The sequence below is a fragment of the Nocardia sp. NBC_01388 genome (assembly GCF_045040085.1).
Lineage (GTDB): Bacteria > Actinomycetota > Actinomycetes > Mycobacteriales > Mycobacteriaceae > Nocardia.
Genome location: NZ_CP109553.1, coordinates 4,946,427 through 4,970,004, shown reverse-complemented (window position 1 = coordinate 4,970,004; position 23,578 = coordinate 4,946,427). Strand labels below are relative to the sequence as shown.

Genomic DNA, 23,578 nt, shown 5'->3' with positions numbered 1-23,578 from the left:
AAAGAATCGAGGAGTCTCGAACAGTGACGATCCTTGGTATCGGACTGGACCTGGTATGCATTTCCGAGTTCGCCGAACAGCTGGAACGCCCCGGATCGACCATGATCCGGGAGACCTTCACCGCCGGTGAACGGCGCTATTGCCAAAGCAAAGGCACCGACCCGGCCCGCAGTTACGCCGCCCGGTGGGCCGCGAAGGAGGCCGTCATCAAGGCGTGGGCTTCCTCGCGCTTCGCCCGCAGCCCGCAGATCGGCGACAATCCGTATCCGCTCATCGAGGTCGTCAATGACGCCTGGGGGCGCCCCAGCATCAAATTGCACGGCCTCACAGCGGAATTCCTGCCCCGGGTACGGGTGCACCTGTCGCTGACGCACGACGGCGATACGGCGGCCGCCATGGTGGTGCTGGAAGATCCGGGCGAACTGGCCGACCTCATCCAGGGCTGAACGCTTTCCGAAGCCGAACGGCAGGCTTGTCCGGGGCCGGACGGCGGGGCGGGTCAGAACTTGTCGGGCTCGAGCGGCGGGCGCTGCCCGCCCGTTCGCGATTCCTTCTCGGCGATCAGCAGATACGCGACCATGAGTCGCTTGAGTTCGGCGACCGCGTCCTCGTGGCTGAGGCCGTCCTGCACCGAGAAGTTCAGCATCGAATAGACGACGTGCACCAGCACCTGCGCCATCATCGAACGACGGCCGCGCGGGGTGCGGGGCATGAGCGAGCGCAACATCTGCGCTACCGCCTCGGCGAACTCCTTCTCGTGAATCGCGCCGGTGGCCCGCGTCGAGGGGGTCGACTGCATGGCCAGCCACACCTCGCGCCGGGACGGATCGGTCATCCACAGTTCGGCGAGGTGATCGACCAGCGCGTTCATATGCCGCAGCCAGTCCATGGACGGGATCTCGCCGTGGAAGTCGGCCAGCTCCTGTGAAACCGCAACCAGGTCTTGGCGATTGAGCTCGCAGACGATGACGTACTTGTTGGCGAAGAATTGGTAGAGGGTGCCGATCGGCACTTCCGCGCGGGCCGCGACCTCTTCGCAGGTGAACGATTCGAAGCCGACCTCGACGAGCAGTTCGCGCGAGGACTGCAGCAGCGCGTCGAACTTGCGCTTGCTCCGCTCCTGCGTCGGCCGGCGGCGCGGCATCAGCTCCTGCGGATCGTCCTGCAACTCCAACGCAGGGTCCGGTCGCCGCGTCGACCTGGTTCCCGTGCGTGCTTCCACGTTCAACAGCCTAGAGGTAGCGACACTCCGATGACACGCTGCGGTAGTTCGTGTGTCCCTATGTCGCGGCGGATTTCTACCCATCCGCGCCGGGAATGGTGACGAACCTTCATCGCAGCTGCTTCTCAGCTGCATGTCTCAGGGCTGATTTCACCACCGGGTCGTTTGACCTGTCGGGTTCATTTCACTGAAAGCACGACGACGTTGGAAGGCTGATCTGTGGTTGCTCCTGCTGTTGTTCGTTCCGCGGTGACCATCGGCGTTGCCACCGAGCGCGGCACCGTGCGCGCCGTGGCACTCACCGATGACGGTGACAAGTTGCCAGAACGCGTGGTCATGGAACGCGTCGAGAAGATCACCGGTGAGACGAAGGCCGATCTGGCCGCCGCGGTCGAACTGGTGCTGGAGGAGATCGCGGGCAAGCTCGGCCCGGATCGGGAGATTCTGGGTGCGGCCGTCGCCTACCGCGATGCCGCCGAGCGCCGGGCCATCGTCACCCGCCTGGCCGCGGGGCCGTGGCGGGAGGCGTCGCTGGTCTCCGCGAAGGCCGCGCACCTGTCCGTGGCGCGCGCCATGACATGGGTGGGCGAATTCGACGATCTCGCCATCTGCGAGGTGGTGCCGGGTTCGCAGGCCTTCTCGCTCATCGATTCCGGGCGCAATCGGGTGCTCGCGGCGGTGTCGCTCACCGGCGGCGGTACCACGGAGGAGGCCATGCGGGCCGCCGTGACGGCCGCCTGGGACCAGTTCGACGCGGCCGGGGTGAAGCCGGACGCGGTGGTGCTGATCGGTTCCGCCGCAGGCGAACCCGCGGTCAAGGCGGCGCTGGAGGCCGGTTTCGGCGCACCCGTCATTCCGTGCTCCGTCGCCGCGGCCGCACCGGCCATCGGCGCGGCGCTGTCCGCCATGCCGGAGGCCGAGTACGCGGGCGAGGCCGCCGAGCGCATTCGCCGCGCCCGGGGTACCGCCGCGCTTTTCGCCGCGGCCAGTGTGCTCGCGGGTGGTCTCGTCGCGGGCGGAGTGTATGCGGCCAGCGGTAATTCGAAGTCGGTGCCCGAACCGATGCTGACCGATTCCCGGGTCTCCGCGGACGCGCGCACCAGTGGCAGTGAGCATCCGGTCGCGCAGCCCGGTGTCGAAACCGGATCGGCGGGCAATCCCGCGGACGGTCAGCCGGGTGCTCCGGCCACGCCGTCCGATGTGAGCGCATCGGTCTCGGAGCAGACCGTGCCGGAGACCCCGCCCGCTCCGGATGTGATCACCATCGATCCGGCGGCCATGAACTGGGGTCCGACGAATCCCGATGCGGGACACTGGCGTCCGTCCAAACCGCTGGTGAAGTCACAGCCGGAGCCGGAGACGGGTCTGTATCAGGATTCCATCCTGCCCGCGCCGACACACGCGGCCGCGCTCACCGATACCGGCCTCTTCTCGGGTGAGAACGCACCGCCCGCGCTGGACACGCCGGAGTTCAGCAAGTGGTGGGACAACCACTGGAACATGATGCTGCAGTGGGCAGCAGCGCAGATGCTGCCGCGCGGCGTCTAGAACTGGATCCCCGTCAGGGGAACCGGGTCTCGGCAGTGCGGCTGTGTCGAGGTGGAAGAGTCCCGGCCCGGGTTGGGGGTCGGGACTCTTCCTGTTGTGCGGCTATACCGACAGGTCGCGGCGCAGCTTGGCGACGTGTCCGGTGGCGCGAACGTTGTACTGGGCCACCTCGATCTTGCCGTTCTCGTCCACCAGGAAGGTGGAGCGGATCACTCCGGTGACGGTTTTGCCGTACATGGTCTTCTCACCGAACGCGCCGTACGCGAGCAGTACGGATTTATCCGGATCCGAGAGCAGCGGGAAGGTCAGACCCTCCGCGTCGCGGAACTTGGCCAGTTTGGCGGGCTTGTCGGGGGAGATGCCGAGGACTTCGAGCCCGGCCTCGTTCAATTCGGCCAGGCTGTCGCGGAAGTCGCAGGCCTGTTTGGTACAGCCGGGAGTGCTCGCGGCCGGGTAGAAATACACGATCACCTTGCGGCCGCGGTAGTCGGCGAGCGACACCTCCTTGCCGTCCGCATCGGAGAGGGTGAAGGCGGGCGCGGTATCGCCGGGACTGAGTCGGGGGTTCTCGGTCATGCCGACACCGTAGTAGACCGGTCCGACGCGATGTGAGCGATACACTCCACAGCAGGTCGGCTCGTACCCGGACGCGCTGAGCGATTCCTGACGACCGACGCGCGAGCGACCTCGAGACGACAGTGCCGCTGAGCGCGGCTTGCAGACAGGAGTGTGACGTGGCCAGAGATACCGAGGCGATCGAGCGGGAGATCGAGGCCGCACGGAGCCGGCTCGCCAGCACCCTCGACGAACTGGCGGTGCGGGCCGATCCGCAGCGATTGGCCGACAACACCAAGCATGCGCTGATCGCGAAGGTGAATGAGCCGAAGATCAAGTACAGCCTGATCGGCGCGGGTGCGCTGATCGTGACGCTGGTGCTGGTCAAGATCTTCCGCTGAGCGACGCGAGTAAGCCGAGCGACGCGAGTAATCAGCGCTGAGCTGAGCAGTACGAAGAAACACCCGGTGCCGATGCGGCGCCGGGTGTTTCTTCGTTTTCGATATTCAGCAAGACCGGATCAGACTGTCGGGCAGGCCATTCCGGTGCCGTCGGGATCGAGGTTCGGACCGTAACCGGGCTCACCGCGGAACAGCGGCGCGCGACCGGCTGCCCGGGCTTCGTCGCAGTTGCGGAACTGGCCGCCCGCGGAACCGGTCTGAGCGAGATTGGCCGAACCGGTCGCGCCCGAGCCGGTGTCGATGACCGAGGAACCGGTACCGGACGACCCGGTCGGCACGGGGCCATCGGCGAGGGCGAGGGCGGCGGGGGCTGCAAGAGTCGTCAGTCCCGCGACGCTGGCGGTGACGAGAAGCCGGCGAACGTTCATGTATTCCTCAATGTCGGCGCAATAGGTGTTGGTGGCGGCCCGATTCGGCGCGGATGCCACCCTTGCCGCGGTGGTGCGGCAAGGTGGCCGGTACGGGTCCGGCGTCTACAGTTCCGGCGGAACGTTGCATTGTCAACCGGTATGGCTATTCATCCAGGTAAATAGCCATGCGACGGACCGCCGACGGGATGTGTTCCGCTGGAACATGTCCCATTTGTCCTGCGGCAGTCACTGTATCGTGACGCCGGGCCGTACATCCTGTGAGGACTCGCAGAGTTTCCTGCAGATCCACCGCGATCACACCGGCCGAACTCCTATTCGCCCAAACGCCTGCCGCGAAGATGTTCCGCCGGAACATGTCCCATGCGCCCCGCCTGGAAATCCTCGATGGCGTCGATGATTTCCTGCCGCGTGTTCATGACGACTGGGCCGTGCTGTACGACGAGCTCCCGAATCGGCTGGCCGCCGAGCAGCAGGACCTCCATATCTCCGGTGCGCGTGTCCTGGTGTGCGTCGGCCGCGACCGTGAGGGATTCACCACGGCCGAGCACCACCAGTTGTCCGGCGGTGACGGGGCGGCGCTCCACGCCGACCGTGCCGCTGCCGGAGACCGCGTAGACCATGGCGGTGAACTGTTGCGGCCACACCTCCTAGCTCGGGTGCTGGGTCGCCACAGTGCTCGAAGTGACCAGGCTCGCCTTTGGTGTCCATGTCAACCAAGAGGGGATACTATGTATTCCATGACCCGCTGGCTGAGTGAACAGGAACAGGCGACCTGGCAGTCGTTCATTCGCATGCGGCAGCGGCTGGACGCGGCACTGGCGACCGGTCTCGCACAGGACGGCCTGTCGATGTCGGACTACGAAGTACTGGTGGCGCTTTCGGCCGCCGGCGGGCAATTGCGCGCCAAGGAGCTCGGTGCGGAGATCTGCTGGGACAAGAGCCGGCTCTCGAAGCACCTCTCGCGCATGTCCACCCGCGGACTCATCGACCGCTGCCAGGCGGCCGACGATGCCCGCGGCCGCGAAGTGCGCCTGACCGATGCCGGTCGCCGCGCCCTGGAAACCGCCGCACCCAACCATGTGGAGCTGGTACGGCGGCTCTTCATCGACGAACTGACCGAGACCGAAGCCGAGGCCGTGCGCTCACTGGCCGACAAGGTGGTCGTCGAAGTCGAACGCACCGACGTGCCCGGCATCGGCTGAAAGCGGTACCGGCTGCTCAGCTTTCGGTCGCGGGCTTGTCGAACTGTGCGCGCTTCCAGTCGCCGAAGGGCTCGTCGCGCTCGCGTACGGCGTCGCGGAAACCGGTTGTGGCGGCGCGCAATTGGAAGGCGTAACCCTCGCGAGTGTGGCGGGAGATGCCGTCGAATACGGTGCTGATCATGCCGGAGTTCGCGACGCCCTGGTTGAGCAGTGCGCTGTTGAGCGCCAGTTTCGCCATGATCAGCTGATTGATCGGGACCTGCGAAATGCGTTGCAGCAGATCCTCGGTGCGCTCGTCGAGCTGATCGGCGGGTGCGGACTCGATGGCCAGGCCCCACTCCTGCGCCTGTTTGCCGCTGAGGCTGTCGCCGGTGAACAGCAGTCGTTTGGCGCGTTGATCACCGACCCGGTGCGCCCACATCCCCGCCGCCGGAATGCCCCAGGTGCGGGTGGGCGGGTAGCCGAAGCGGGCGTCGTCGGCGCAGATGATCTGGTCGGCGTACAGCGCGATATCGGTGCCGCCCGCGATGGCGAACCCGTGCACCTTGGCCACCGTCGGCTTATTGGCGTACAGCAGGCTGGCGAAGCCGCGATTGAAGCGTGACATCATGGCGTAGTCGACCATCGGATCCCAAGTGCCCCAGGGATTGTGATTGCGCGCCTGCACCACCGGATCGAGCACGGTGCCCTCGGTGGGTTGAGCGCCCTCTGGGGGCGCGAAACCATTCTCGGCGAAGATAGACAGGTCGTAGCCGCCGCAGAAGCCCTTACCGCGCCCGCTCAGCACGATCACGTGCACTCGGGGATCCAGGTCGGCGCGCTCGACGGCGGCCGCCAGCTCGATCGGGGTGTCCGAGGTGATGGCATTGCCCTGCTTCGGGCGATTGAAGGTGATGCGCGCGATGCGGCCGGTCACCTCGTAAGTCAGTGTGCGGCCGGTGATTTCGCCCTCGGGCTGCGGGCGGCCGGTGAAGAGCGAGTCTTCGCCGCCGATGAGGTCGTCACGCCAGGCGGCGGGGCGGGTCCCGGCGTGCTGCTCGGAGGGTCCGGAGGGGCTGCTGCCGGAGGGTGTGGCGGGGCGTTCGGATTCGGCTGACACCCAAGCAGTGAACCCCCGTTCATTTCTTGCTGTCAAGACCCGGCGGCGTAGTGCGGGGTAGTTCAGCTGCCCCAGGGCCGGATCGGCGGCTTCACCCAGAGGATCTTCTCGTCGGCATGCTCCCGCTGCGCCGCCGGATGCTCCGGATTCCGAGCCGCCCAGCCGTCCTTCTCGACGAGCAGTTCCGCCACCGCCTGCCACGTCTCATCCGTGCTGGGCGGATTGGTATCGGCGGCCCGGGCCAGCTTGCGCCGCTGCGTCGGCGGCAAGGCCAGCAATTCCGGCCCGCTGATGCCGCGAGCCCAGATGAATGCCGCCAATCGTCGAGCCTTGTCCTCGCGGCTACGGCTCGCATGATCGGAGTGCGCGTAGTCGGCCATATCGCATCCCCGCAGGTAGTCCACTATGTCCAGCCGACCCTACCGCAGCGCCGGGCGGCGGCCGGCAGGTAGTTCGCCGGGCTCTCCGGAAGCTTTCCGGCACCGGCGCGGGTCCTCGGCGGTTACCGTTAAACCCATGCCGGATGCCGCCGCCAGCGCCGCCCAGCTCGTTATCGAACGAGCCACTCCGCAGGACTGGACAACCGTCACCGCATGGGCCGCCGCGGAGGGCTGGAACCCCGGACTACGTGATGCCGCGGCCTTTTTCGCACAGGATCCCGGCGGCTTCTTCCTCGGCCGCGTGCGCGGGGAGCCTGCCACCGCAGTCTCGGTGGTCAACTACGGCGATGACTTCGCATTCCTGGGGTTCTACCTGGTGCGACCGGACCTGCGCGGTCGCGGGCTGGGAATTGCCACCTGGAACGCGGGCCTCGCACACGCGGGCGGGCGCACTGTCGGCCTCGACGGTGTCCCGGATCAGCAGGGCAACTACCGCCGCAGTGGATTCGAACTCGCCTACAACACAGCACGTTTCGTCGGCATCCCGGATCTTCCGCCGCCGGACGGAACCGTGCGGGTCATGGGCGCCGCCGATGCCGCCGCCGTGCACGACTACGACTCCGCCTGCCTCCCAGCGGATCGCCCCGAATTCCTGCGCACCTGGCTCGGGAACCCGGGATATCGGACGCTGGTGCGCATTGTAGACGGGAACCTGGCGGGTTTCGGAACAGTCCGTCCCGCAAGGGATTCCCATCGGATCGGACCCCTGTTCGCAGACGACGCCGATACCGCCCGGCAGCTGCTCGCCGCACTGGCCGCGCAGGCCGGCGGAGCCTCCGTGGCCGTAGATGCCCCGCTGCGCAACAGCTCCGCCGTCCGCCTGTGCGAAGAAGCGGGCCTGAAGCCGAGTTTCGAAACAGCGCGCATGTACACCGGTCCCGTCCGATCGCACTGCCGGGACAAGGTTTTCGGCGTCACCACGCTCGAACTCGGCTGAGCTACAGCGGGCGAATGGATTCGGCCAACTGCTCGGCGGCGGCTTTGTCGACCGGCGCCTTGGCATCGCCGATCCAGCTGACCCACCAGCGCCGGTCGCCGGATTGGACTACGGCGGAATAGATCTCGGCCTCGGGGCTGGAAGCGGTGTCGAAGGAGATGCGGTAGAAGCATGACTCGCCAGCGACCTCACGGCCTTCCAGGTCGAGGGTTTCGGTGTCCACCCGCTTGCCGGAGTCCGGGAAGAAGAACTCGCCCATACCGGAGCCGAGTGCGCAGGCGGCCCTGGTGTCATCGGATTCGGCTGCGGCGAAGAGGGATCGGTCGAGCTTGCCGAGCAGGATCATGCCGTCGCCGCCACCGGACCGCTGCAGGGCGACCTGGCCGAAGACCAGGTGCTCGTCGTCGCTCTCCTGTGGCATCAGCTGCCACCCGTCAGGAGTGACGAAGCTCAGGCCCGCCGCACGGCTGACGGTGCGGTTGGCCTCGGCGTGGGAGCGGCGTAATTGCAGGAACGCCGAATAGCCGATGCCTGCCAGCGACGCGACCAGGGCGACGACACAGAGCGCGATGACCCCGCGCGCTATGCGCGGCGATACGGTCGGTTCGGAGATCTCGGAGACGTCGGGTCCGGGTAGCGCGGCGGCGGGTTCCGGAGGCCACACCTGGTTCGGTTCCACTCCGCGACGCTAACAACAGTGCTGGTCAGAGGATTTACAGCGGCCGATGCGGCGCGCCGGACGGGATGATCACGATCGGGCTATCAGCCCGACGGGCGGACCCGGCCTGGCGTGACGACGTGCGCGAGCATATTCCGCAGTTCGACCACCGCGGCCGGTCCCAGCGCCCGCGCCCAGTGCTCGGTGAACTGCGCCGCGGCGGCATCGGCGGCGCGGGTGCACGCCCAGCCCCGCTCGGTGAGCGTGATCAAGCGCGCCCGCGCGTCGTGCGGATGCGGATTGCGGTCGGCATAACCCCTTTTGACGAGCTCATCGACCAACTGGCTGGCCGCCTGCTTGGTCACCGCCAGATGCTCGGCGATCTCACCCACCGTCGCCCCGTCCGGCACCATCCGCACGAAGGCGAAGCCGTGCGTGGGCCGCACATCGGTGAACCCGGCCGCGACCACCCCGCGATCGATGGCATCGGTGACCTCGGCGGCGGCCGCGAGCAGCAGCATCGGCAAATCCTGGGCGGGTGCGGGCATGTGTGCATCTTGGCACTTGACAAGAAAGTCAACAAGCTTGACCATATAGACAAGCAAGTTGACTAAAGGAAGTGTTGAACATGCCGGTAATCCGCACCGCAGACATCGAGTCCCACCAGATGCACGGCTCCACCTTCACCCCGCTGGTCCGCCCGGCCACCGGCAGCGCCGAACTCTGCGTCTGGCGCCTGGAAATCGCGCCCGGCATCCAGGGTGTAGCCCACCGAATCCACCGCGAGGAAGCCTTCGTCCTTCTCGAAGGCTCCCTCACCCTCACCATTCAGGGCGAGTGCACCACGCTCACCCCCGGCGACGCGGCCGTCGCCCCCGCCGGATCCACCATCCGCCTGGACAATCCGGCCGCGGCCCCCGCCGTTGTCATGGTCACCGCGGCCGTCGGCTTCACCGGCGAACTCCCCGACGGCACCATCGTGAACCCGCCCTGGGTCAACTGAGCTCCTACTGGGCGAGCGCGAAGCGAAGTGCGCCAATGGCTTCCAGGAGAACCGGGGCAGAACAGGAGTTGGAAAGCGGGCGGAAGGCCTGCCGCGGTGGCCTGCTGGGACACCACCGCCGCCAGATCGCCACCCGCACTCCAGCCCGCGACGACGATGCGTGTGGGCAGGGGCTTTCGCGGCATCAGGCTGAACAATCCCATGGCCCGCTGCGGGCCGGGATCGAGGGTCTGGCCGTCGATCACCACATCGAAGTTCCGGAAGACCTGTGGCCGCACGGCTTTCAGTAGGCGAGAGGAACCGCGCAGCAGCGCCCTGGCGATCCGATCCACACCCGGCGCCGGGGCGCTGTGCTGTGTGATCACCGGGCCAGGAACCCCTTGTCGACCGGGATCTGGGTGCCGGTGACAACCCGGGACCCGTCGCCCGCGAGCCACACCACCACATCCGAAATCTCTTCCGGCTCGACGAGACCGTCTGCCTCGAGCAGGTTCGGTGTGTAGCTGTAGACGTAGGACGGGTACTGCTCGAACATCTTGTACATCGAGGTGTCATTGCCGAGCGGGGTATTGGTGCCGTAGGGGAGCAGCACATTCACCCGGATGCCGTACTCACCGAGCTCGATCGCGAGCGACTTCGTCAGGCCCACGACGCCGAATTTGCTTGCGGCGTAATGGCCGCAGCCCGGAGGCGCCTTGACACCGGCCGAAGAGCTGATGGTCATGATCGAGCCGCCGTTTCCGGCCTCGATCATGGCGGGCACCGTCGCCTTGATGGTGTTCCAGACGCCCGTCAAATTGATATCGACGGTTTCGGCGAACTGCTCCGCCGAGATCTCCCAGAGCCGTCCCCAGCTGCACACGCCCGCATTGGCCACCACAATGTCGAGTCGTCCGAACTGGGCAATGGCCTCGGCCACCGCGCTTTGCTGACCCTCCAGATCGCGAACATCGACCTGCTTGGTCAGGATATTGCCGCCCTCGGCCTCGACCAGCCGCGCGGTCTCTGCGAGATCGTCCGCCTCGGCCATCGAATACCCGCTGAACTCGGTATTGGTACAGGCGTCGACGGCGACGATATCCGCGCCGGCCCGTGCCAGATTCAGCACGTGCGAACGGCCCTGGCCACGCGCCGCACCGGTCACATAGGCGACCTTTCCGCTCAGCGTCTTCTCTTGCGGCGTAACGCCGGATGCTGCGACGGTCATGCACGTGCCTCGATTTCTTGTCGATCCGATTGATCTTGTGATGCGGGAGCGCCGATTCGGCTCCCGCGGGTGAACTCGTAGTCGCTGAGCGGCGAACGCCTGCTGAACCACCAAGCGCCACTGATGGTTTGGGGGCGGTAGTAGACCGCGTCACCCTGCGAGTTGACGAAGTAGGTTCGGAGTCCCGGATTGCAGTCGACGGTGTAGGTGCGAATCAGCTTCTCATTGCGGCGCATTCGGCCCACCCAGCGCTCGAAGGCCGCGGGCCGCACCTGCGCCACGGTGGCTTTGCGCCGGGTGGCCTCGGAAATGATGCGGACGGCATGCCGTGCGGTCAGGTCGATGAAGGTGTGCCAGGCGACGCCGACATAACCCTGCGGAGCGACCAGGGACCACCGGTTCGGAAAGCCGGAGTGGGCGCTGCCGCCGTAGCTGCGTAATCCATTGCGCCGGTAGTCTTCTGCGAGATCAAGTCCGGACGCGCCTACGATCTTTCCGGTGCGGTACGCCTCCGGATCGGTGAACAATTCGTAGCCGGTGGCCATCACGATCAGGTCGTAGGGCCGCTCGACGCCGTCCGTGGTGCGCATGCCCGCGGTGGTGACACGTTCGATCGGATCGGTGATCAGCGATACCGACGGCAGAGCCAGCGCCGGGAAGAAGGTGCTGCTCAGAATCGGTCGCTTCGCGAGGATTCCGTAGCCGGGGACCAGCGCCGCGCGGTCGACCGGATTCGCGACCTCCCGGCGCAGCAGCAGCCGGTACACCGACCGCCAGATCTTGTCGTACTGCGGCAGGACCGCCGCGAGCAGCGAGCGCGGAAGTTTCGGCAGCACATTGCAAATGAGCTGCAGCGGCAACTCCATCAGTGCCAGCACGACGCCGTTGAGCGCCGCGACAACACCGGGCAGCGCCAGTACCCTCTGCATCCGCGCGGAGATCTCGGAATCCGGCTTGGGCAGAATCCAGGCCGGTGTCCGCTGGTAGACGTCGACCGACTCGGCCTCGCCCGCGATTGCCGAAAGTATCTGCACCGAGCTCGATCCGGTGCCGATCAGCGCCACTCGCTTTCCGGCGCAACTGTATTCGGGATCCCATGCGTTGGGGCGCAGGATGGTGCCGGTGAACTCATCGGTGCCGGGTATCTGATCGCTGGACTTCGGATTGATATACCCGCCCATCGCATTGATGACAAACCGTGCCGTAACCGGTTCCCGCCCTGCGATATCCAGTAGCCAGACCTGGTTCCGGTCATCCCAGACCTCGCGCTCCACCGCCGCACCTCCGCGGAAGTGCGCGTAGAGGCCGAGGCGCTCCGCGACATCCCGGTTGTAGCGCTGGATCTCCGGCCCCTCGGGAAAGAGCCTGGACCAGTCCGGTTTTCGGGCGAACGGGAACTGGTAGAATAGCGTCGGCACATCGACGGCGAGGCCGGGATAGAAATTGTCCCGCCAGCTTCCGCCGAAATCATCAGCGCGTTCCAGTATGACGAAATTGGTGAGGCCTGCGCGTTGCAGATAGTGGGCGGCGGTTATTCCGCCCGGTCCGGCCCCGATGATGGCGACATCGAAATAGTCACTTGCCATCCGTTGTTCATCCTTCCACGTGATCAGCGCGGGGCAAGTCCATTGATCAAGAGATCGCTGGTGTGCCGCGCCATATCGTCCGCACTGTCGAAGCCGAGCACGACAGACGGGAGTATTTCCAAGCTGAGCAATACCCGGACGATCCAATCGCCGGCATGCATGGGATTCATTGCGCTGTCGACCTCGCCGCGTTCCTGTGCGGCTATGACGAGGGGGGCCCAGAATCCGGCCCAGCGGTAGACGAGGTTTTCGCCGTAGTGCTCCAGGAGAATCGCGATGACGCTCTCGGTGCGCAGCGGGGGAGCGAGCACCTGCGGAGTATTCATGTGCTCGTAGATCATGGCGACCGCCGCGCCTACCTGATCACGCAGGGTGACCCTGGGTTCGACAATGGTCGCCAAGCCGTCGATGAATGCATCGCAGATATAGGCCAGGCCCGCATTGAGCGCGGTTTCCTTATCGCCGAAGCAGTTGTACACCGTTCCGCGGGATACCCCGGCGGCCTTGGCGACATCGGTCAGCCGGAATCCGCGGACACCGAATCGCTGAACACACTCCGCAGCGCCGGCAACCAAGTCATTCGGAAAGTCTTCGGTTGCCGTACGCTCCATCGCGTTGTTCATGTTGAACATATTACGTCAAAGTGTTCAAGGCGGTCAATGCCCAATCCTCGAAAGGATTCGTATTCTCGGCTACGCCAACATATTTCGGCCGGCGCCGAGTTCCCGGCCGAATCCGGGTGGAATGACCAGGTCGTCCGGAGTCAGCTCGTGCACGCTGCCGCGGCCCAGACCGCGCAGCGCGGAATCGATGCCGCTGCTGAGAATGTCGAGCACATTCTCGACACCCGGCTGACCCGCGCTGGCCAGACCCCAGAGGTATGCCCGCCCGATCATGACCGCGCGGGCGCCGAGCGCGAGCGCCTTCACCACATCGCTGCCGCGCCGGATACCGCCGTCGAGCACCACTTCGATCTGGTCGCCCACCGCCGCGGCGACCGCGGGTAGCGCTCGAATCGAGGCGGGCGTCGTGTCGAGGTTATTGCCGCCATGATTGGAGACCGAGATCGCCGCCGCGCCCGTATCGACCGCGCGCTGGGCATCGTCGACGCGCATGACCCCCTTGAGAAGTACCGGGCCCGACCACTGTTCGACCAGCCACCGAATATCGTCCCAGGTGGGTGGGGTGGTCTGCATCCATTCCCCGTAGGCCTCGAAGAAGGTCGGCGAGGGTTGGCCGGGGATACCCATATTGGGGACCGTGAGATCGGGGATGCGACCGGATCTGACGAAGGTCGACAGCCAGCGCGGATGGGTGAGCGCCTGCGGACCGTAATGGATGAGAGCCTTGAGGTCGACCCGTTCCGGGATGGCTGGACTTCCCCAATCGCGGCCATGGCTGAACGACCAGTCCAGCGTGACGATCAGGCCGACAACCCCGGCGGCCTTCGCGCGTTCCATGCGCTGCAGCAGCTGATCCTTGTCGCCGGACCAGTAGATCTGCAGCAGGGTGCGGGGATTCGCGGCGGTGACCTCCTCCACGGATTTGCCCGCGAACGAACTCAGCCCCACCAGGGTGCCGCGGGCGGCCGCCGCCCGTGCGACGGCCACCTCGCCATCGGGGTGAATCGCCTGCGCACCGACCGGAGAGATGATGACCGGCAGGGAGATTCGCTGTCCGAGCACGGTGGTGGACAGGTCCCGATGCTCGCTCTGACCGACCAGATGCGGTGCGAAACCGAGCTCGTCGAAGGCTGCGATATTGTCCCGCAGGGTGATTCCGGATTCCGAGCCGGCGATCAGTGCGCCGTACACCGATTTCGGCAGGCGGCGTTCGGCTCGGCGTTGCGCCTCGGCCACTGTCTCGAACCAGAGGTTGGCCATTACTTGGATCCCTTCATTGTCGAATGTGCGGCCGATTGTGCTGTCGCAGCGCCGATTCGGCGGGGCGGTCGAGCGAGGATCGGCCGGATCGGCACGGTGGTGCGGTATCGGAGGCAACCCGCCCAGACGCCCGCGCCGTAGGCGGCGTGGTCGGCGAGCTGCCCGAGTATGAAGCGAATCGGGTCCAGCCTCGGTCGATGCTGGAAATACATGGTCAGTGGGGTACCCAGGAGCAGTGATGTGACGGCCGCACGGCTCAGCCCGCGCTGTGCCGGTCTGCCTGGACCGCGGAGTAGCAGTGCGGCCAGACCGGGTCCGGTGAACTGAATCATGAAGCGCCCCAGTCCGAGCCAGGTCTGTTGTAGCCCGGTTCGGGTGGTCGCGAGCGTGTCCGTGGCCGGCAGCCCGGCCCGGTGCAGTGCGATTCGGGTGGCCCACAGCGATAGTCCGAAAGCTACGGCGGTCGGCGCCGGTCGTCCGGTAAGCGCGGCGAGCACGGTGGCGGTATGCCACGGATGCGCCACCAGTGGAGCCATGGCATGCGGATGTCGTTGCGCCAGTGGCGCTGCCGAGGTTCCGTAGTGGAATCGCCTGGCCAGCAATTCCGGCCAGTGCTGTGGCTCCCGATGATGCACCTGGACGGCCGGTTCGTAGCGGATGCGCAGACCTGCCTCGTGCAGCCGCCAGATCAGATCCACGTCCTCGCCGAAGCGCAGGCGCTCGTCGAATACGCCGATGTCGCACAACGCGTCTCGGCGCACGATGAGCGCGGCGCTGGGGACGTACGAGATTCGGGTACCCGGTAGTACGCGCCCCTCGGCGGCACCCATATCCAAGCTGCCCGCGACCTCGCCGTAGCGTCCGGCCGACGTTGTCGAATCCAGGGTAAGGACGCGCGGAGCGACTGCTGCCACCAGCGGGTCGGCGAAATGCGGGGCGAGTTTCTCGATCCAGCCCGCGGTGGCAATGCAGCCGCTGTCGAGAAACGCGACCAAGTCTGTGCGCACCGAGTCCAGACCGGTATTTCGGGCCGCGGCGGGGCCGCCGCTGCGCGAACGACGCACCACGGTGGCCGAATGAGTGCCGGCGATGTCCGCCAATGTATTTCGATCCAGCGAGCCGTCGTCCACCACCACGGTCGGATACGCCCCGCCGAGCGACACCAGGCATTGCCGCAGCATCACCGCCCGATCCTTGACCGGGATGACGACGGTCACGGAGTAGGCGGTGTCCGGTACCGGAGGTCGTGGATGTGCCAGGCCCACATCGGTGAGTCGGCGTGCCAGGGCTGCTCCCGCAGCGGAACGCACCGGGCCGTCGCACAATTCGGCCCACGCATTGCATCCCCGCGGTGACAGCCGCAGCACTTTCATCGGCGATCCGCCACGCAGGGTATCGGTGTCGACCTGCACGGTGCCGGCATCGATCGCAAGGTGAAAGCCTTGCGGCAGACCGGTATTCACAGCGCCATCCCGCCGTCGACGGGCAGCACCGCGCCGGTGATGCCACTGGCGGCGGGGGAGGCGAGGAAGGCCAGCGCGGCCGCGATCTCCCGAGGATCGAGCAGTCGCCCGATCGGCTGCTGTGCGGCAAAGGCGGTAGGGCCGGACAGGTTGTAGAGCCGTGCGCTCTCGGCCAGAATCGGGGTATCGGTCGACCCCGGACTGACGGCATTGGCGGTGACGCCGGTGCCACCCAGCTCGACGGCCAGCGCCCGAATAAGCCCGGCCACACCCGCTTTGGCGGCACAGTAGGCCGCCAGCATCGGCAGCCCGCTGGTCGCGGCCGCGGAAGCGACGGCCAGAAAACGCCCCGAGCGCGGTTCCGGCTGCCGCAGCAGCGCCGGAATCACCGCCCGCGCAAGAGATATCACCCCACCGAGATTGACATCGAGCACCGCCTGCTCCTGCGCCTCCGGCATCTCCCACAGCGGAACACCACCGGCGATCACACCGGCGCAGGCAACCCCGGCGTCCATCCGCCCCCAACGCCGCTGCGCCTCGTCCACGGCTGCCTGAAGGGCATCACAATCCCGAACATCCGCGCGGTAGCGGTGAATCCGCCCCGAATTCCCGGCGAGCACGCGACCCCGCGCGACCACGTCATCGAGATCGGCCTCCGTAGCCATCGGATACGGCAGCGCCGAATCGTCCGCCACGCAGTCAACCGCCAGCACCGACCACCCAGCCGTGATCAGCGCCATTGTCGTAGCCGCCCCGATACCGCGTGCCGCACCGGTCACCACCGCCACCCGCCCGCTCACGGCCACGCCGATTTACCGGACGCAACAGCCATGCCCGCAACAGCCATGCCCGCGGCAGCCATGCCCGCCGCGGCTCCCCGTCGAGTCATGGCCCCTCTGACTCGAGCGTGGTGGTGTGTCGTCGAGCGCTGCGCCAGAGCGGGCTTCGGAAGGCTCGCAGCGGTCGGGTCGCAGCGTGCACCGGGCTCGGTACGGCTGCTCCCGAGGTAGTCGCCCGTACCACGCGCGCTGGCCGTGGCTGTTCGCGTCATCACGGCATTGCCGGTTCGAGCCAGGCGCTGACGTCGTCGAGCAGTGCGGCGGTGAGGGTTTCGAGCAGTCGGTGGCCGGCCTCGGGTTCGGCGGCGGTCGGGTCGCCGAGGATGCCGGTCTCGGTGACGGCGCGGACTCCTCCGATGCGCAGCAGCGGCATGATCTCGGCGAGCGGGCGGGTATCACCCGCGATCGCGTGATCCATCCGCACCCGCTCCGGTGCCAGTGCCAGCAGCATCGACGTTTCCTGGTGTCCGGCATGGGGATCGCCCTGCCAGCGCGGACAGAACAGGTACACGTCGCGCGATTCGGAGCGCAGCAGGCGGACGGCTCGGTTGATCGGTTCGGTATTGCCGCCGTGCGCGGAGACCAGCAGGACTCGGTCGAACGTGTCGAAGGCCGAGCGGCACAGCTCCACGATGAGCAGTTCCAGGGCGGTCTGCCCGATCGAGAGTGTGCCGGGGAATCCGGCGTGCTCGCCCGAGGAGCCGTAGGGGAGTGCCGGTGCCACCAGGACGTCGTCGCGGGCGCTGCGGAGCCGTTCACACAGGGCCGCGGCGATATCGGTGTCGGTGGACATCGGCAGGTGCGGGCCGTGCTGCTCGGTCGATCCGATCGGAATCGCCAGCACCGAAGTGGTTGCGCGCAAGCTGATTTCGGGTGATGTCAGCTCGGCGAGCCGAGCCATCATCGGCCGATCGGGACGGCGGGGGCGAATCCTGCCAGCGGGTTCTCATCGCAGGCGCGATCGGGGACGATGCGGTCCGGCGGTCCCCAGCCGAGCTGTACCGGAACGCTTTTGCGGGTGCGGTGTGAGTGATCCAGCGACGGCTTCGGCCGATCAGGGATGGTCGGCATTGCCAGCGCCGTGGCGCCGAAACCCTTGACGCACTCGGGATCCGGGCCGTCCAGGGGCAGTCCGGTGAAGAACTTCGCGGCCATGCATCCGCCACGGCACGCATCGAAGGCCGAGCACGAGGTGCAGGCGCCGCCGGTCTGCGGCCCGCGCAGTTCGGTGAACAGATCCGAACTCTGCCAGACCTTTTCGAAGCCCCCGGCGTCGAGGACATTGCCCGCCAGGAAGTTCTCGTGGATGGCGAACGGGCAGGCGTACACATCACCGACCGGATCGATCAGGCAGACGACCCGGCCCGCGCCGCACAGGTTCAGCCCCGGCAGCGCCTCGCCGTACCCGGCCAGATGGAAGAACGAATCGCCGGTCAGCACCTTTTCACCGTGTGCGAGCAGCCAATCGTAGAGTTCGCGCTGCTGTCCGGCGGTCGGATGCAGCTCGTCCCACACATCGGCGCCGCGGCCGGACGGGCGCAGCCTGGTGATGCGCAATTGAGCGTCGAATCGATCGGCGATGGCCTTGAACACATCGAGTTGACCGATGTTCTGCCTGGTCATCACGACCGAGATCTTGAAATCGCGGAATCCGGCACCGGTCAGATTCCGCATGGCGCGCAGTGCGGTGGCATACGAACCCGCGCCGCGCACCGCGTCATTGATCTCGGCGGTCGCACCGTCGAGGGAGATCTGCACATCGACGTAATCACTGCCCGCGAGGCGGCGCGCCACCTCCGGCGTGATCTTGATGCCATTGGTGGAGAACTTGACTCCGACGTGGTGCTGCGTGGCGTAGTCCACCAGTTCCCAGAAGTCGGGCCGCACCGTGGGTTCGCCGCCGCCGATATTGACGTAGAAGACCTGCATGCGTTCCAGCTCGTCGATGACGGCCTTGCACTGTTCGGTGCTCAGCTCGCGTGGATCGCGCCGCCCCGAACTCGACAGGCAGTGCACGCAGGACAGATTGCAGGCGTAGGTCAGTTCCCAGGTCAGGCAGATGGGGGCCGTGAGGCCGAATTGGAATTGATCGACGAGCGATCCGGCGGGGTCCGCGGCCAGGGTCATTGCTGTCGGCCTTTCATCATCGTGGGCAGATCATCGTCGAATCGGCCAGCGTGGCAAGCGCAGTGGCGTACGTGCGCAGCTGTTGCTCCGACACCCCGGCGGCCAGGCAGGCCGCGCGGGCGCTGGGCTCGGTATCGAGGCGGTCGACGACCCGCAGCAGGGTGGGGCTCTTCAGGAACGACAGTCGCCGGGTGCCGAAGTGATAGAGCAGCGCCCCGAATTGCTCCGGCCGGATCGACACCTTCGGGTGCAATCCCCAGGGGGTGTCCAGGTCGAAGCCCCGCGCCTCAGTAGACACCGCACATGCCATCGATCGAAACCGCTTCTACCAGAACCTCTTCGACGATGACATCCGCGGCCGACTGTTCGAGGGAAGTGTGGGTGGATTCGTCGTTCATACGAACTCCTTCGAGCGCGGTGCCAATTTCGGCACTGTGTGACAGATATGGTTTCGGACATTAACGGCACCGTGTGACAGAATCAAGACCCCGGCCGAAAATGAGGACATTGGTGACTCCCGACGAGCAAGACCGCGCACCCGCGCGCCGCGGCCGACCGCTGGGGACGAGTCCGCGCGCGGTGGAGCTGATCGCGATTCGCCTGTTCACCGAACAGGGCTTCGAGGAGACGACGGTCGAGCAGATCGCCGCCGAGGCGGGCATCAGCCGCCGGACGTTCTTCCGCTACTTCGAGTCCAAATCGGCTGTGCTCTGGTACCAGTTCGACGGCGAGGTCGAGCGCTTGCGGCTGGCCTTCAGCCAGGTGCCCGACGAGGTCGAGCTCATGGACGCGATCCGCCGTGTTGTGGTCGCCGCCAATGTGTATCTCGCTCAGGACGCGCCCGAACTGCGCGCCCGCATGAATCTGCTCGGCACCGCGCCCGGGGCTCAGGCCAGCGCTGGACCCCACTATGACGCCTGGGAGCGGGCCGTCAGCGAATTCGCCGGCCGCCGCATGGGTCAGCCCGCGGACGGGCTGTACCCGCTGGCGATCGGGCGGGCCACCCTCGCCGTCTGCCGCGCGGCCTTCGATCGCTGGGTGATCAGTGCGGACAGCGACCTCACCGTGTATCTGGATCTCGCGCTGCGGGCCTTGAGCGCCGGGTTCGCTCCGGCCACCGCCGAGGCCGGGGCGCAGCGGTAATCGCTGGGCGCGCTGACCCCGCGCGCGGCCGGTATCTTCATCCGCAGCGCGGGCACGCCCGTCATTCCGGACGGCGAGCGCACCACGGAGGGGCAGCTGTTCATGAAGTTCGGAAAACTACCTGCTCGGCCCGACGCTGTGCAGCTGAAGCTGTCGACGTATCTCGATTCCATTGTGCTGCCGGATATTCCGGCCGAATTCGGTCATGAGCAGGTTGTCCCCGACTATGGGATGCTCGGCAACGACACCGTCGGCGACTGCGTGCTGGCGGGTGCGGCGCACGAGACCATGGTCTGGGCGGGGGAGGCCGGTCACACCGTCCAATTCGACACCGCCGCAGTGGAATCCGATTACTCGGCAATCACCGGCTACGATCCGAAGCGGCCGGAGACCGATGTCGGTACCGATGTGCAGGCCGCCGCGTCCTACCGCCGCCGGATCGGCGTCGTAGACTCCGCCGGTCAGCGCCATCGCGTGGGCGCGTATGTGGCTCTCACTCCTGGCGACCCCGCCCAACTCGCCGCAGCCGCTTATATTTTCGGCGCTGCCGGGATGGGCTTCCAGTTCCCCGCCTATGCCATGCAGGAATTCAGTAATCGGAAGCCCTGGGATGTACAGCCCGGCACGCCCGAAATTGCCGGCGGACACTATGTCCCGGTCGTGGCCCGGCGCGGCGGCCTCTTCTCCGTCATCACCTGGGGTCGAATTCAGGAAATGACCCCCGAGTTCTACACCCGCTACTGCGACGAAGCCCTCGTCTATCTCTCCACCGAACTCCTCACCGCCGGCCGCAGCCCCGAAGGCTTCGACCTCGCCGCCCTCCAAGCCGATTTGAAGGCTCTCACCAGCTGACGCCCGGACCGCCGCCCCGGCCTCGGCTCGACGCCGACCGGGGCGGCAGCGCACAGAACATGCCTATATGGGCCACCCTCTATGTTGTTGCCGTCATTGGACCGGCACTCATGTCCGGATACCCCTCGATCGTCGCGTTCGGGGTTCTCAACCTGATCGGCCTGGTCGTGGCCGCCGCGCTGTACGTCCAGGCCTTCGCATCACTGTGGTGCGTCTACGCGGCCATAATGTCGGTACTGGTGCTCGTGCACATGGTGCGCCGCCGCCGACTCCCCGATCCGCATCGTTACCACGGTCAGCCGCTGGCTCCCTCGAACCCTTGACGCCGACCTGCGCCCAGGCCGTCGCGCAGTAGATCGAACGCATGGTGGGTTGCTCGGACCGCTTCCGGGTAGCGGTCTGCGGCGGACTCGCCCTCGACGAGGCATCGGTGATTCAGGAAGGCGAGTTCCCGCTGCACCACGATCACCTGGGCGGCGATGAGGCGCGCGGTGAGCGGATCGAAATCCTTCTCGCGCAACGCATCAGCCAACGCATCCACCCCGCGTGAGGTGTAGCGCTACCTATCGAAGCTGCGGACCAGGCGGACGGAGCCGAATCTCGTGCGGCCCGTTCAGGAGATCCGTTGCTGCAGGCACATGCGGCGGGGATCGCCGCTCTCGCGCTGGCGAAGTCGGGGCCAGACTATCGGGCCGACGCGCTAGCGGCATTGGTACGGGCTGACAGCTTCGATGTGACAACCCGGCAGACGCCGGAACAGTCCGTTGCGTACTTCTGCATGCCAGGCCATATTGCCCGTATGCGAGCCAAGGCGCTCCGTCAGCTCGGAGATCTCCCGGCGGCCATTGATGCCGCGACAGAGTCCTTGAAGCTTCAGGCAGTACGTGACCGCGCTGCCTCCCACATCTTGCTCGGCGTCATCTATGTGGATGCCGGAGAGCTCGAGGCGGGGATTGCTTCCATCCTGGCTGGTGCTGATGACGAAGCCGACAACACTTCCGCCCGGTTGTCAGGTCAGCTGTTAGACGCACGCACCTTGGTTCATATCCGCGCCCCCGGCTCAGCCTCCGCCCGCACGCTCGACGCTCGCATGGAACAACTACAGCTCATCTAGCGTGTATCACCAACTGGAAGAGCCCTCCTATTCCGTTGCAGCTGTGAACTTCTCGACCCATTGGGTGTAATGGTCGATTGCCCATTCGACGGGCGAGGCGACAACCTCCGCGCCGCCCGCCCACGGGTGCAACTCGACAATCCGATTGGCGAGTTGGTCTCGGACAGCGGCCGATGTTTTCAGGGTGACTCGCCATTCCTGACCCTCACCGAGCTTGTCGTCATGCCAGAACACCGACATCGCAGGGCCGGTCACCTCAGCGCCGGCGGCGAGCCGTTCGGCCACCACGGTCCGGGCGATCTTCTGCGCATCCTCCTCGGTCGGAGTTGTCGAGGTCACTGACCACACCCTTACCTCTGCCATATTCGCAACCCTATTCGGACATCGGTGTCCATGACGGATGTTCGGTCAGGCGTTCGCGATCGGCCAAGAGCGCACGCCCGCAAGCCTGGATGCTTGTAGCGCCAACGAGAAAAGGCTCTCCCTGGTGGTCTTTTGACTCAGGCCGATGAGGAGGCGGGGCGCAAACCGTGTCCGACAACTTCGGTCAGTGCTTCCTGATGCCCGATCTCACCACCGGTCAGGTCTCCGACGGCTGCCAAAGGGCGCTTACCGGCATCGCTCGCAGCTTCGGCGCGACCGGCAGTGTGTGGCTTTGACGGCACTGGGAAATCGCTCGAATCGGCACTCAGTGGCCGAGTTCGGTACGTCGACAACGCAACTCGCGCTCCATTTTGTGCATGGGCGATCCAGAGAACGGCAGGGTGGCGTAATCGACCGCTGCGGCAGCTCTGAGTGCGACAGTGCGCGCCGAAACCGCGGCTCGCTCGGAGAGTCCGATCTCTGCGGCGAACGCGGACCAGTCGCGGGAGCGTAACTTGCGGGTGCGGCCGGAGATCGGAAGCGCCATCGAGTCATCTCCGTAGACCAGAGTGCACGGGATGTCGAATATCGGTGCGATACCCCATTTTCCAGCGGGTGCCTCGACCACGCCGAGGTTCTTCGCGTGCAGGTCACCGTTTCCGGTGAGCCAGGCAAAGAGGAACTGCAAGTAGAGGTTTCGGCGGGCCACTGCCGGAGCCTCGGCAATCTGCGCGAGTGCGTTGACCACGGTGGCCGCATCGGGCTGATACTTCGACGCCGGAGGTAGGCCCAGCACCTGTGTTCCATCCTCGAACGCCAAGCGTCGCCACGACCGACCCTCGTGCACCCGATCGAACCGCCGCACCAGCAGACCGGTGTCGCCAATGCGGTCGGTCACCAGATTCGCCTCGGCGACAGGGATTTTCATCAACCTCGCCGCTTTCAGATGCACCGCTTCGTTCTTTACCAGATAGGGGTACTCCGGTTGCGATAGTTTGAGAATGAACCGCCCATACCGGGCCGAGAACGGCACACTGATCATCGACGCACTAGCCTTGCGCTGCACTCCGGGCAGCGCATGAGTGTCGATTTCGTCTACGAATCGCGCGAATTCGAGTTCAGCGGGCGAGTCTCCCTCGATCAATGACGGAGTATCGGTGAGCGGCTGATCAGCAGGGATGATCTGTACATCCCCGGGCACATCACTCCCCACCGCCAGCAGGAGGCTCAATTCATCGTTGATGCTGGTTTTGACCGCACGGTGCAACACGGTGAGCCGATGCCCCTCGGGCAGAAGACCTTCGAAGAAGGGTGGTACCGCGCCGGCGATGCTGCGCACCGGATCGGGGCCGAGTGGGAGCGTCGTGGCTACGGGCGTACCGCTGGTGAGATAATCCTTCGTGTAGCGAAATTCGGTCCCGCCCTCTGCTGTCCGCTCCAGAACAGCGGCGTGCCGACCGGCCTTATACACATCCGCTCGGGCAACCCGACGAAGCCCCTCGAGA

32 protein-coding genes and 1 pseudogene are annotated in these 23,578 nt (G+C 66.2%); 11 read left to right on the top strand and 22 right to left on the bottom strand.

Features of this window, described 5'->3' with window-relative positions; translation table 11 throughout:
• The first annotated feature begins 23 nt into the window (after positions 1-23).
• Positions 24-446 (top strand): holo-ACP synthase, encoded by a 423-nt coding sequence (locus tag OG716_RS24535; protein WP_327144226.1) that lies wholly within the window; start codon positions 24-26, stop codon positions 444-446.
• A gap of 53 nt (positions 447-499) precedes the next feature.
• On the opposite strand, the gene OG716_RS24530 is transcribed toward OG716_RS24535, so the two are convergent.
• Complete coding sequence (locus OG716_RS24530; protein ID WP_405139883.1) at positions 500-1,144, bottom strand: TetR family transcriptional regulator; 645 nt, start codon at positions 1,142-1,144, stop codon at positions 500-502.
• A gap of 327 nt (positions 1,145-1,471) precedes the next feature.
• On the opposite strand from OG716_RS24530, the gene OG716_RS24525 reads away from it, so the two are divergent.
• On the top strand, positions 1,472-2,770 hold the full coding sequence (locus OG716_RS24525) for a hypothetical protein (protein ID WP_405133103.1): 1,299 nt from the start codon (positions 1,472-1,474) through the stop codon (positions 2,768-2,770).
• 102 nt (positions 2,771-2,872) lie between these two features.
• On the opposite strand, the gene bcp is transcribed toward OG716_RS24525, so the two are convergent.
• Complete coding sequence (bcp, locus tag OG716_RS24520) at positions 2,873-3,346, bottom strand: thioredoxin-dependent thiol peroxidase (protein WP_355122939.1); 474 nt, start codon at positions 3,344-3,346, stop codon at positions 2,873-2,875.
• 158 nt (positions 3,347-3,504) lie between these two features.
• Here bcp and OG716_RS24515 point away from each other — a divergent pair, with 158 nt between their 5' ends.
• Entirely contained in the window at positions 3,505-3,726 is a 222-nt protein-coding gene (locus OG716_RS24515) for a DUF3618 domain-containing protein (RefSeq protein ID WP_297611557.1), read from the top strand.
• Between the two features lie 119 nt (positions 3,727-3,845).
• On the opposite strand, the gene OG716_RS24510 is transcribed toward OG716_RS24515, so the two are convergent.
• The gene (locus OG716_RS24510) at positions 3,846-4,154 is read right to left on the bottom strand and encodes an excalibur calcium-binding domain-containing protein (RefSeq protein ID WP_327144229.1); all 309 of its coding nucleotides are present in this window, start codon (positions 4,152-4,154) and stop codon (positions 3,846-3,848) included.
• Between the two features lie 314 nt (positions 4,155-4,468).
• Positions 4,469-4,801, bottom strand: a complete 333-nt coding sequence (locus OG716_RS24505; protein WP_405133102.1) for a pirin-like C-terminal cupin domain-containing protein — start codon at positions 4,799-4,801, stop codon at positions 4,469-4,471.
• Between the two features lie 93 nt (positions 4,802-4,894).
• Between OG716_RS24505 and OG716_RS24500 the strand changes: the two genes are divergently transcribed.
• Positions 4,895-5,359, top strand: a complete 465-nt coding sequence (locus OG716_RS24500) for a MarR family winged helix-turn-helix transcriptional regulator (protein ID WP_405133101.1) — start codon at positions 4,895-4,897, stop codon at positions 5,357-5,359.
• A 16-nt stretch (positions 5,360-5,375) separates the two neighbouring features.
• Here OG716_RS24500 and OG716_RS24495 read toward each other — a convergent pair whose 3' ends face one another.
• Both OG716_RS24495 and OG716_RS24490 read right to left on the bottom strand, forming a co-directional pair.
• The gene (locus OG716_RS24495) at positions 5,376-6,353 is read right to left on the bottom strand and encodes a crotonase/enoyl-CoA hydratase family protein (protein WP_405139881.1); all 978 of its coding nucleotides are present in this window, start codon (positions 6,351-6,353) and stop codon (positions 5,376-5,378) included.
• A gap of 167 nt (positions 6,354-6,520) precedes the next feature.
• Positions 6,521-6,838, bottom strand: coding sequence for a hypothetical protein (locus tag OG716_RS24490; RefSeq protein ID WP_405133100.1), 318 nt, complete (start codon positions 6,836-6,838; stop codon positions 6,521-6,523).
• A 136-nt stretch (positions 6,839-6,974) separates the two neighbouring features.
• On the opposite strand from OG716_RS24490, the gene OG716_RS24485 reads away from it, so the two are divergent.
• Positions 6,975-7,835, top strand: a complete 861-nt coding sequence (locus OG716_RS24485) for a GNAT family N-acetyltransferase (protein WP_405133099.1) — start codon at positions 6,975-6,977, stop codon at positions 7,833-7,835.
• Position 7,836: 1 nt separating this feature from the next.
• On the opposite strand, the gene OG716_RS24480 is transcribed toward OG716_RS24485, so the two are convergent.
• Positions 7,837-8,514 (bottom strand): APA family fibronectin-binding glycoprotein, encoded by a 678-nt coding sequence (locus OG716_RS24480; RefSeq protein WP_405133098.1) that lies wholly within the window; start codon positions 8,512-8,514, stop codon positions 7,837-7,839.
• An 83-nt stretch (positions 8,515-8,597) separates the two neighbouring features.
• Positions 8,598-9,041, bottom strand: coding sequence for a MarR family winged helix-turn-helix transcriptional regulator (locus OG716_RS24475; RefSeq protein WP_405133097.1), 444 nt, complete (start codon positions 9,039-9,041; stop codon positions 8,598-8,600).
• A gap of 80 nt (positions 9,042-9,121) precedes the next feature.
• Here OG716_RS24475 and OG716_RS24470 point away from each other — a divergent pair, with 80 nt between their 5' ends.
• Positions 9,122-9,496, top strand: coding sequence for a cupin domain-containing protein (locus tag OG716_RS24470; protein WP_405133096.1), 375 nt, complete (start codon positions 9,122-9,124; stop codon positions 9,494-9,496).
• A 104-nt stretch (positions 9,497-9,600) separates the two neighbouring features.
• On the opposite strand, the pseudogene OG716_RS24465 reads toward OG716_RS24470, so the two are convergent.
• The 11 genes and pseudogenes from OG716_RS24465 to mftA form a co-directional block, all read right to left on the bottom strand.
• A pseudogene (locus OG716_RS24465) lies at positions 9,601-9,681 on the bottom strand (hypothetical protein); the annotation flags it as partial.
• Positions 9,682-9,857: 176 nt separating this feature from the next.
• On the bottom strand, positions 9,858-10,703 hold the full coding sequence (locus OG716_RS24460) for a mycofactocin-coupled SDR family oxidoreductase (protein ID WP_405133095.1): 846 nt from the start codon (positions 10,701-10,703) through the stop codon (positions 9,858-9,860).
• Complete coding sequence (locus OG716_RS24455) at positions 10,700-12,289, bottom strand: flavin-containing monooxygenase (protein ID WP_405133094.1); 1,590 nt, start codon at positions 12,287-12,289, stop codon at positions 10,700-10,702. The genes OG716_RS24460 and OG716_RS24455 overlap by 4 nt, the downstream gene beginning before the upstream one ends.
• 23 nt (positions 12,290-12,312) lie before the next feature.
• Positions 12,313-12,912 carry a TetR/AcrR family transcriptional regulator gene (locus tag OG716_RS24450; RefSeq protein WP_355122959.1) on the bottom strand — a complete coding sequence of 200 codons (600 nt, stop codon included), beginning with the start codon at positions 12,910-12,912 and terminating at the stop codon, positions 12,313-12,315.
• A 69-nt stretch (positions 12,913-12,981) separates the two neighbouring features.
• The gene (gene mftD, locus OG716_RS24445; protein ID WP_405133093.1) at positions 12,982-14,172 is read right to left on the bottom strand and encodes a pre-mycofactocin synthase MftD; all 1,191 of its coding nucleotides are present in this window, start codon (positions 14,170-14,172) and stop codon (positions 12,982-12,984) included.
• On the bottom strand, positions 14,172-15,635 hold the full coding sequence (mftF, locus tag OG716_RS24440; RefSeq protein WP_405133092.1) for a mycofactocin biosynthesis glycosyltransferase MftF: 1,464 nt from the start codon (positions 15,633-15,635) through the stop codon (positions 14,172-14,174). Before mftF ends, mftD begins: the two co-directional genes overlap by 1 nt.
• Complete coding sequence (locus tag OG716_RS24435) at positions 15,632-16,435, bottom strand: mycofactocin-coupled SDR family oxidoreductase (RefSeq protein WP_405133091.1); 804 nt, start codon at positions 16,433-16,435, stop codon at positions 15,632-15,634. Before OG716_RS24435 ends, mftF begins: the two co-directional genes overlap by 4 nt.
• 250 nt (positions 16,436-16,685) lie before the next feature.
• Positions 16,686-17,378: a mycofactocin biosynthesis peptidyl-dipeptidase MftE gene (gene mftE, locus OG716_RS24430; protein ID WP_405133090.1), complete on the bottom strand. Its 693-nt coding sequence runs from the start codon at positions 17,376-17,378 to the stop codon at positions 16,686-16,688.
• On the bottom strand, positions 17,375-18,601 hold the full coding sequence (mftC, locus tag OG716_RS24425; RefSeq protein ID WP_405133089.1) for a mycofactocin radical SAM maturase: 1,227 nt from the start codon (positions 18,599-18,601) through the stop codon (positions 17,375-17,377). Before mftC ends, mftE begins: the two co-directional genes overlap by 4 nt.
• A gap of 16 nt (positions 18,602-18,617) precedes the next feature.
• A complete protein-coding gene (gene mftB / locus OG716_RS24420; protein WP_405133088.1) occupies positions 18,618-18,911 on the bottom strand; it encodes a mycofactocin biosynthesis chaperone MftB in 294 nt (97 codons plus the stop codon).
• Positions 18,889-18,999, bottom strand: coding sequence for a mycofactocin precursor MftA (gene mftA / locus OG716_RS24415; protein WP_405133087.1), 111 nt, complete (start codon positions 18,997-18,999; stop codon positions 18,889-18,891). The genes mftB and mftA overlap by 23 nt, the downstream gene beginning before the upstream one ends.
• 112 nt (positions 19,000-19,111) lie before the next feature.
• Here mftA and mftR point away from each other — a divergent pair, with 112 nt between their 5' ends.
• From mftR to OG716_RS24400, 3 genes are all read left to right on the top strand, one after another.
• Positions 19,112-19,744, top strand: a complete 633-nt coding sequence (gene mftR, locus OG716_RS24410; protein ID WP_405133086.1) for a mycofactocin system transcriptional regulator — start codon at positions 19,112-19,114, stop codon at positions 19,742-19,744.
• Positions 19,745-19,846: 102 nt separating this feature from the next.
• Entirely contained in the window at positions 19,847-20,596 is a 750-nt protein-coding gene (locus OG716_RS24405; protein ID WP_405133085.1) for a hypothetical protein, read from the top strand.
• A 59-nt stretch (positions 20,597-20,655) separates the two neighbouring features.
• Positions 20,656-20,919: a DUF6629 family protein gene (locus tag OG716_RS24400; RefSeq protein ID WP_405133084.1), complete on the top strand. Its 264-nt coding sequence runs from the start codon at positions 20,656-20,658 to the stop codon at positions 20,917-20,919.
• On the opposite strand, the gene OG716_RS24395 is transcribed toward OG716_RS24400, so the two are convergent.
• On the bottom strand, positions 20,892-21,128 hold the full coding sequence (locus OG716_RS24395) for a hypothetical protein (RefSeq protein WP_405133083.1): 237 nt from the start codon (positions 21,126-21,128) through the stop codon (positions 20,892-20,894). The two genes, OG716_RS24400 and OG716_RS24395, sit on opposite strands and share 28 nt — an antisense overlap.
• A gap of 93 nt (positions 21,129-21,221) precedes the next feature.
• On the opposite strand from OG716_RS24395, the gene OG716_RS24390 reads away from it, so the two are divergent.
• Entirely contained in the window at positions 21,222-21,710 is a 489-nt protein-coding gene (locus OG716_RS24390) for a hypothetical protein (protein WP_405133082.1), read from the top strand.
• Between the two features lie 27 nt (positions 21,711-21,737).
• Here the strand turns inward: OG716_RS24390 and cutA are convergent, their stop codons facing one another.
• Positions 21,738-22,049, bottom strand: coding sequence for a divalent-cation tolerance protein CutA (gene cutA / locus OG716_RS24385; RefSeq protein WP_405133081.1), 312 nt, complete (start codon positions 22,047-22,049; stop codon positions 21,738-21,740).
• 191 nt (positions 22,050-22,240) lie between these two features.
• On the opposite strand from cutA, the gene OG716_RS24380 reads away from it, so the two are divergent.
• A complete protein-coding gene (locus OG716_RS24380) occupies positions 22,241-22,369 on the top strand; it encodes a hypothetical protein (protein ID WP_405133080.1) in 129 nt (42 codons plus the stop codon).
• Between the two features lie 29 nt (positions 22,370-22,398).
• Here the strand turns inward: OG716_RS24380 and OG716_RS24375 are convergent, their stop codons facing one another.
• A complete protein-coding gene (locus OG716_RS24375) occupies positions 22,399-23,544 on the bottom strand; it encodes a type II toxin-antitoxin system HipA family toxin (RefSeq protein ID WP_405133079.1) in 1,146 nt (381 codons plus the stop codon).
• Positions 23,545-23,578: the final 34 nt, after the last annotated feature.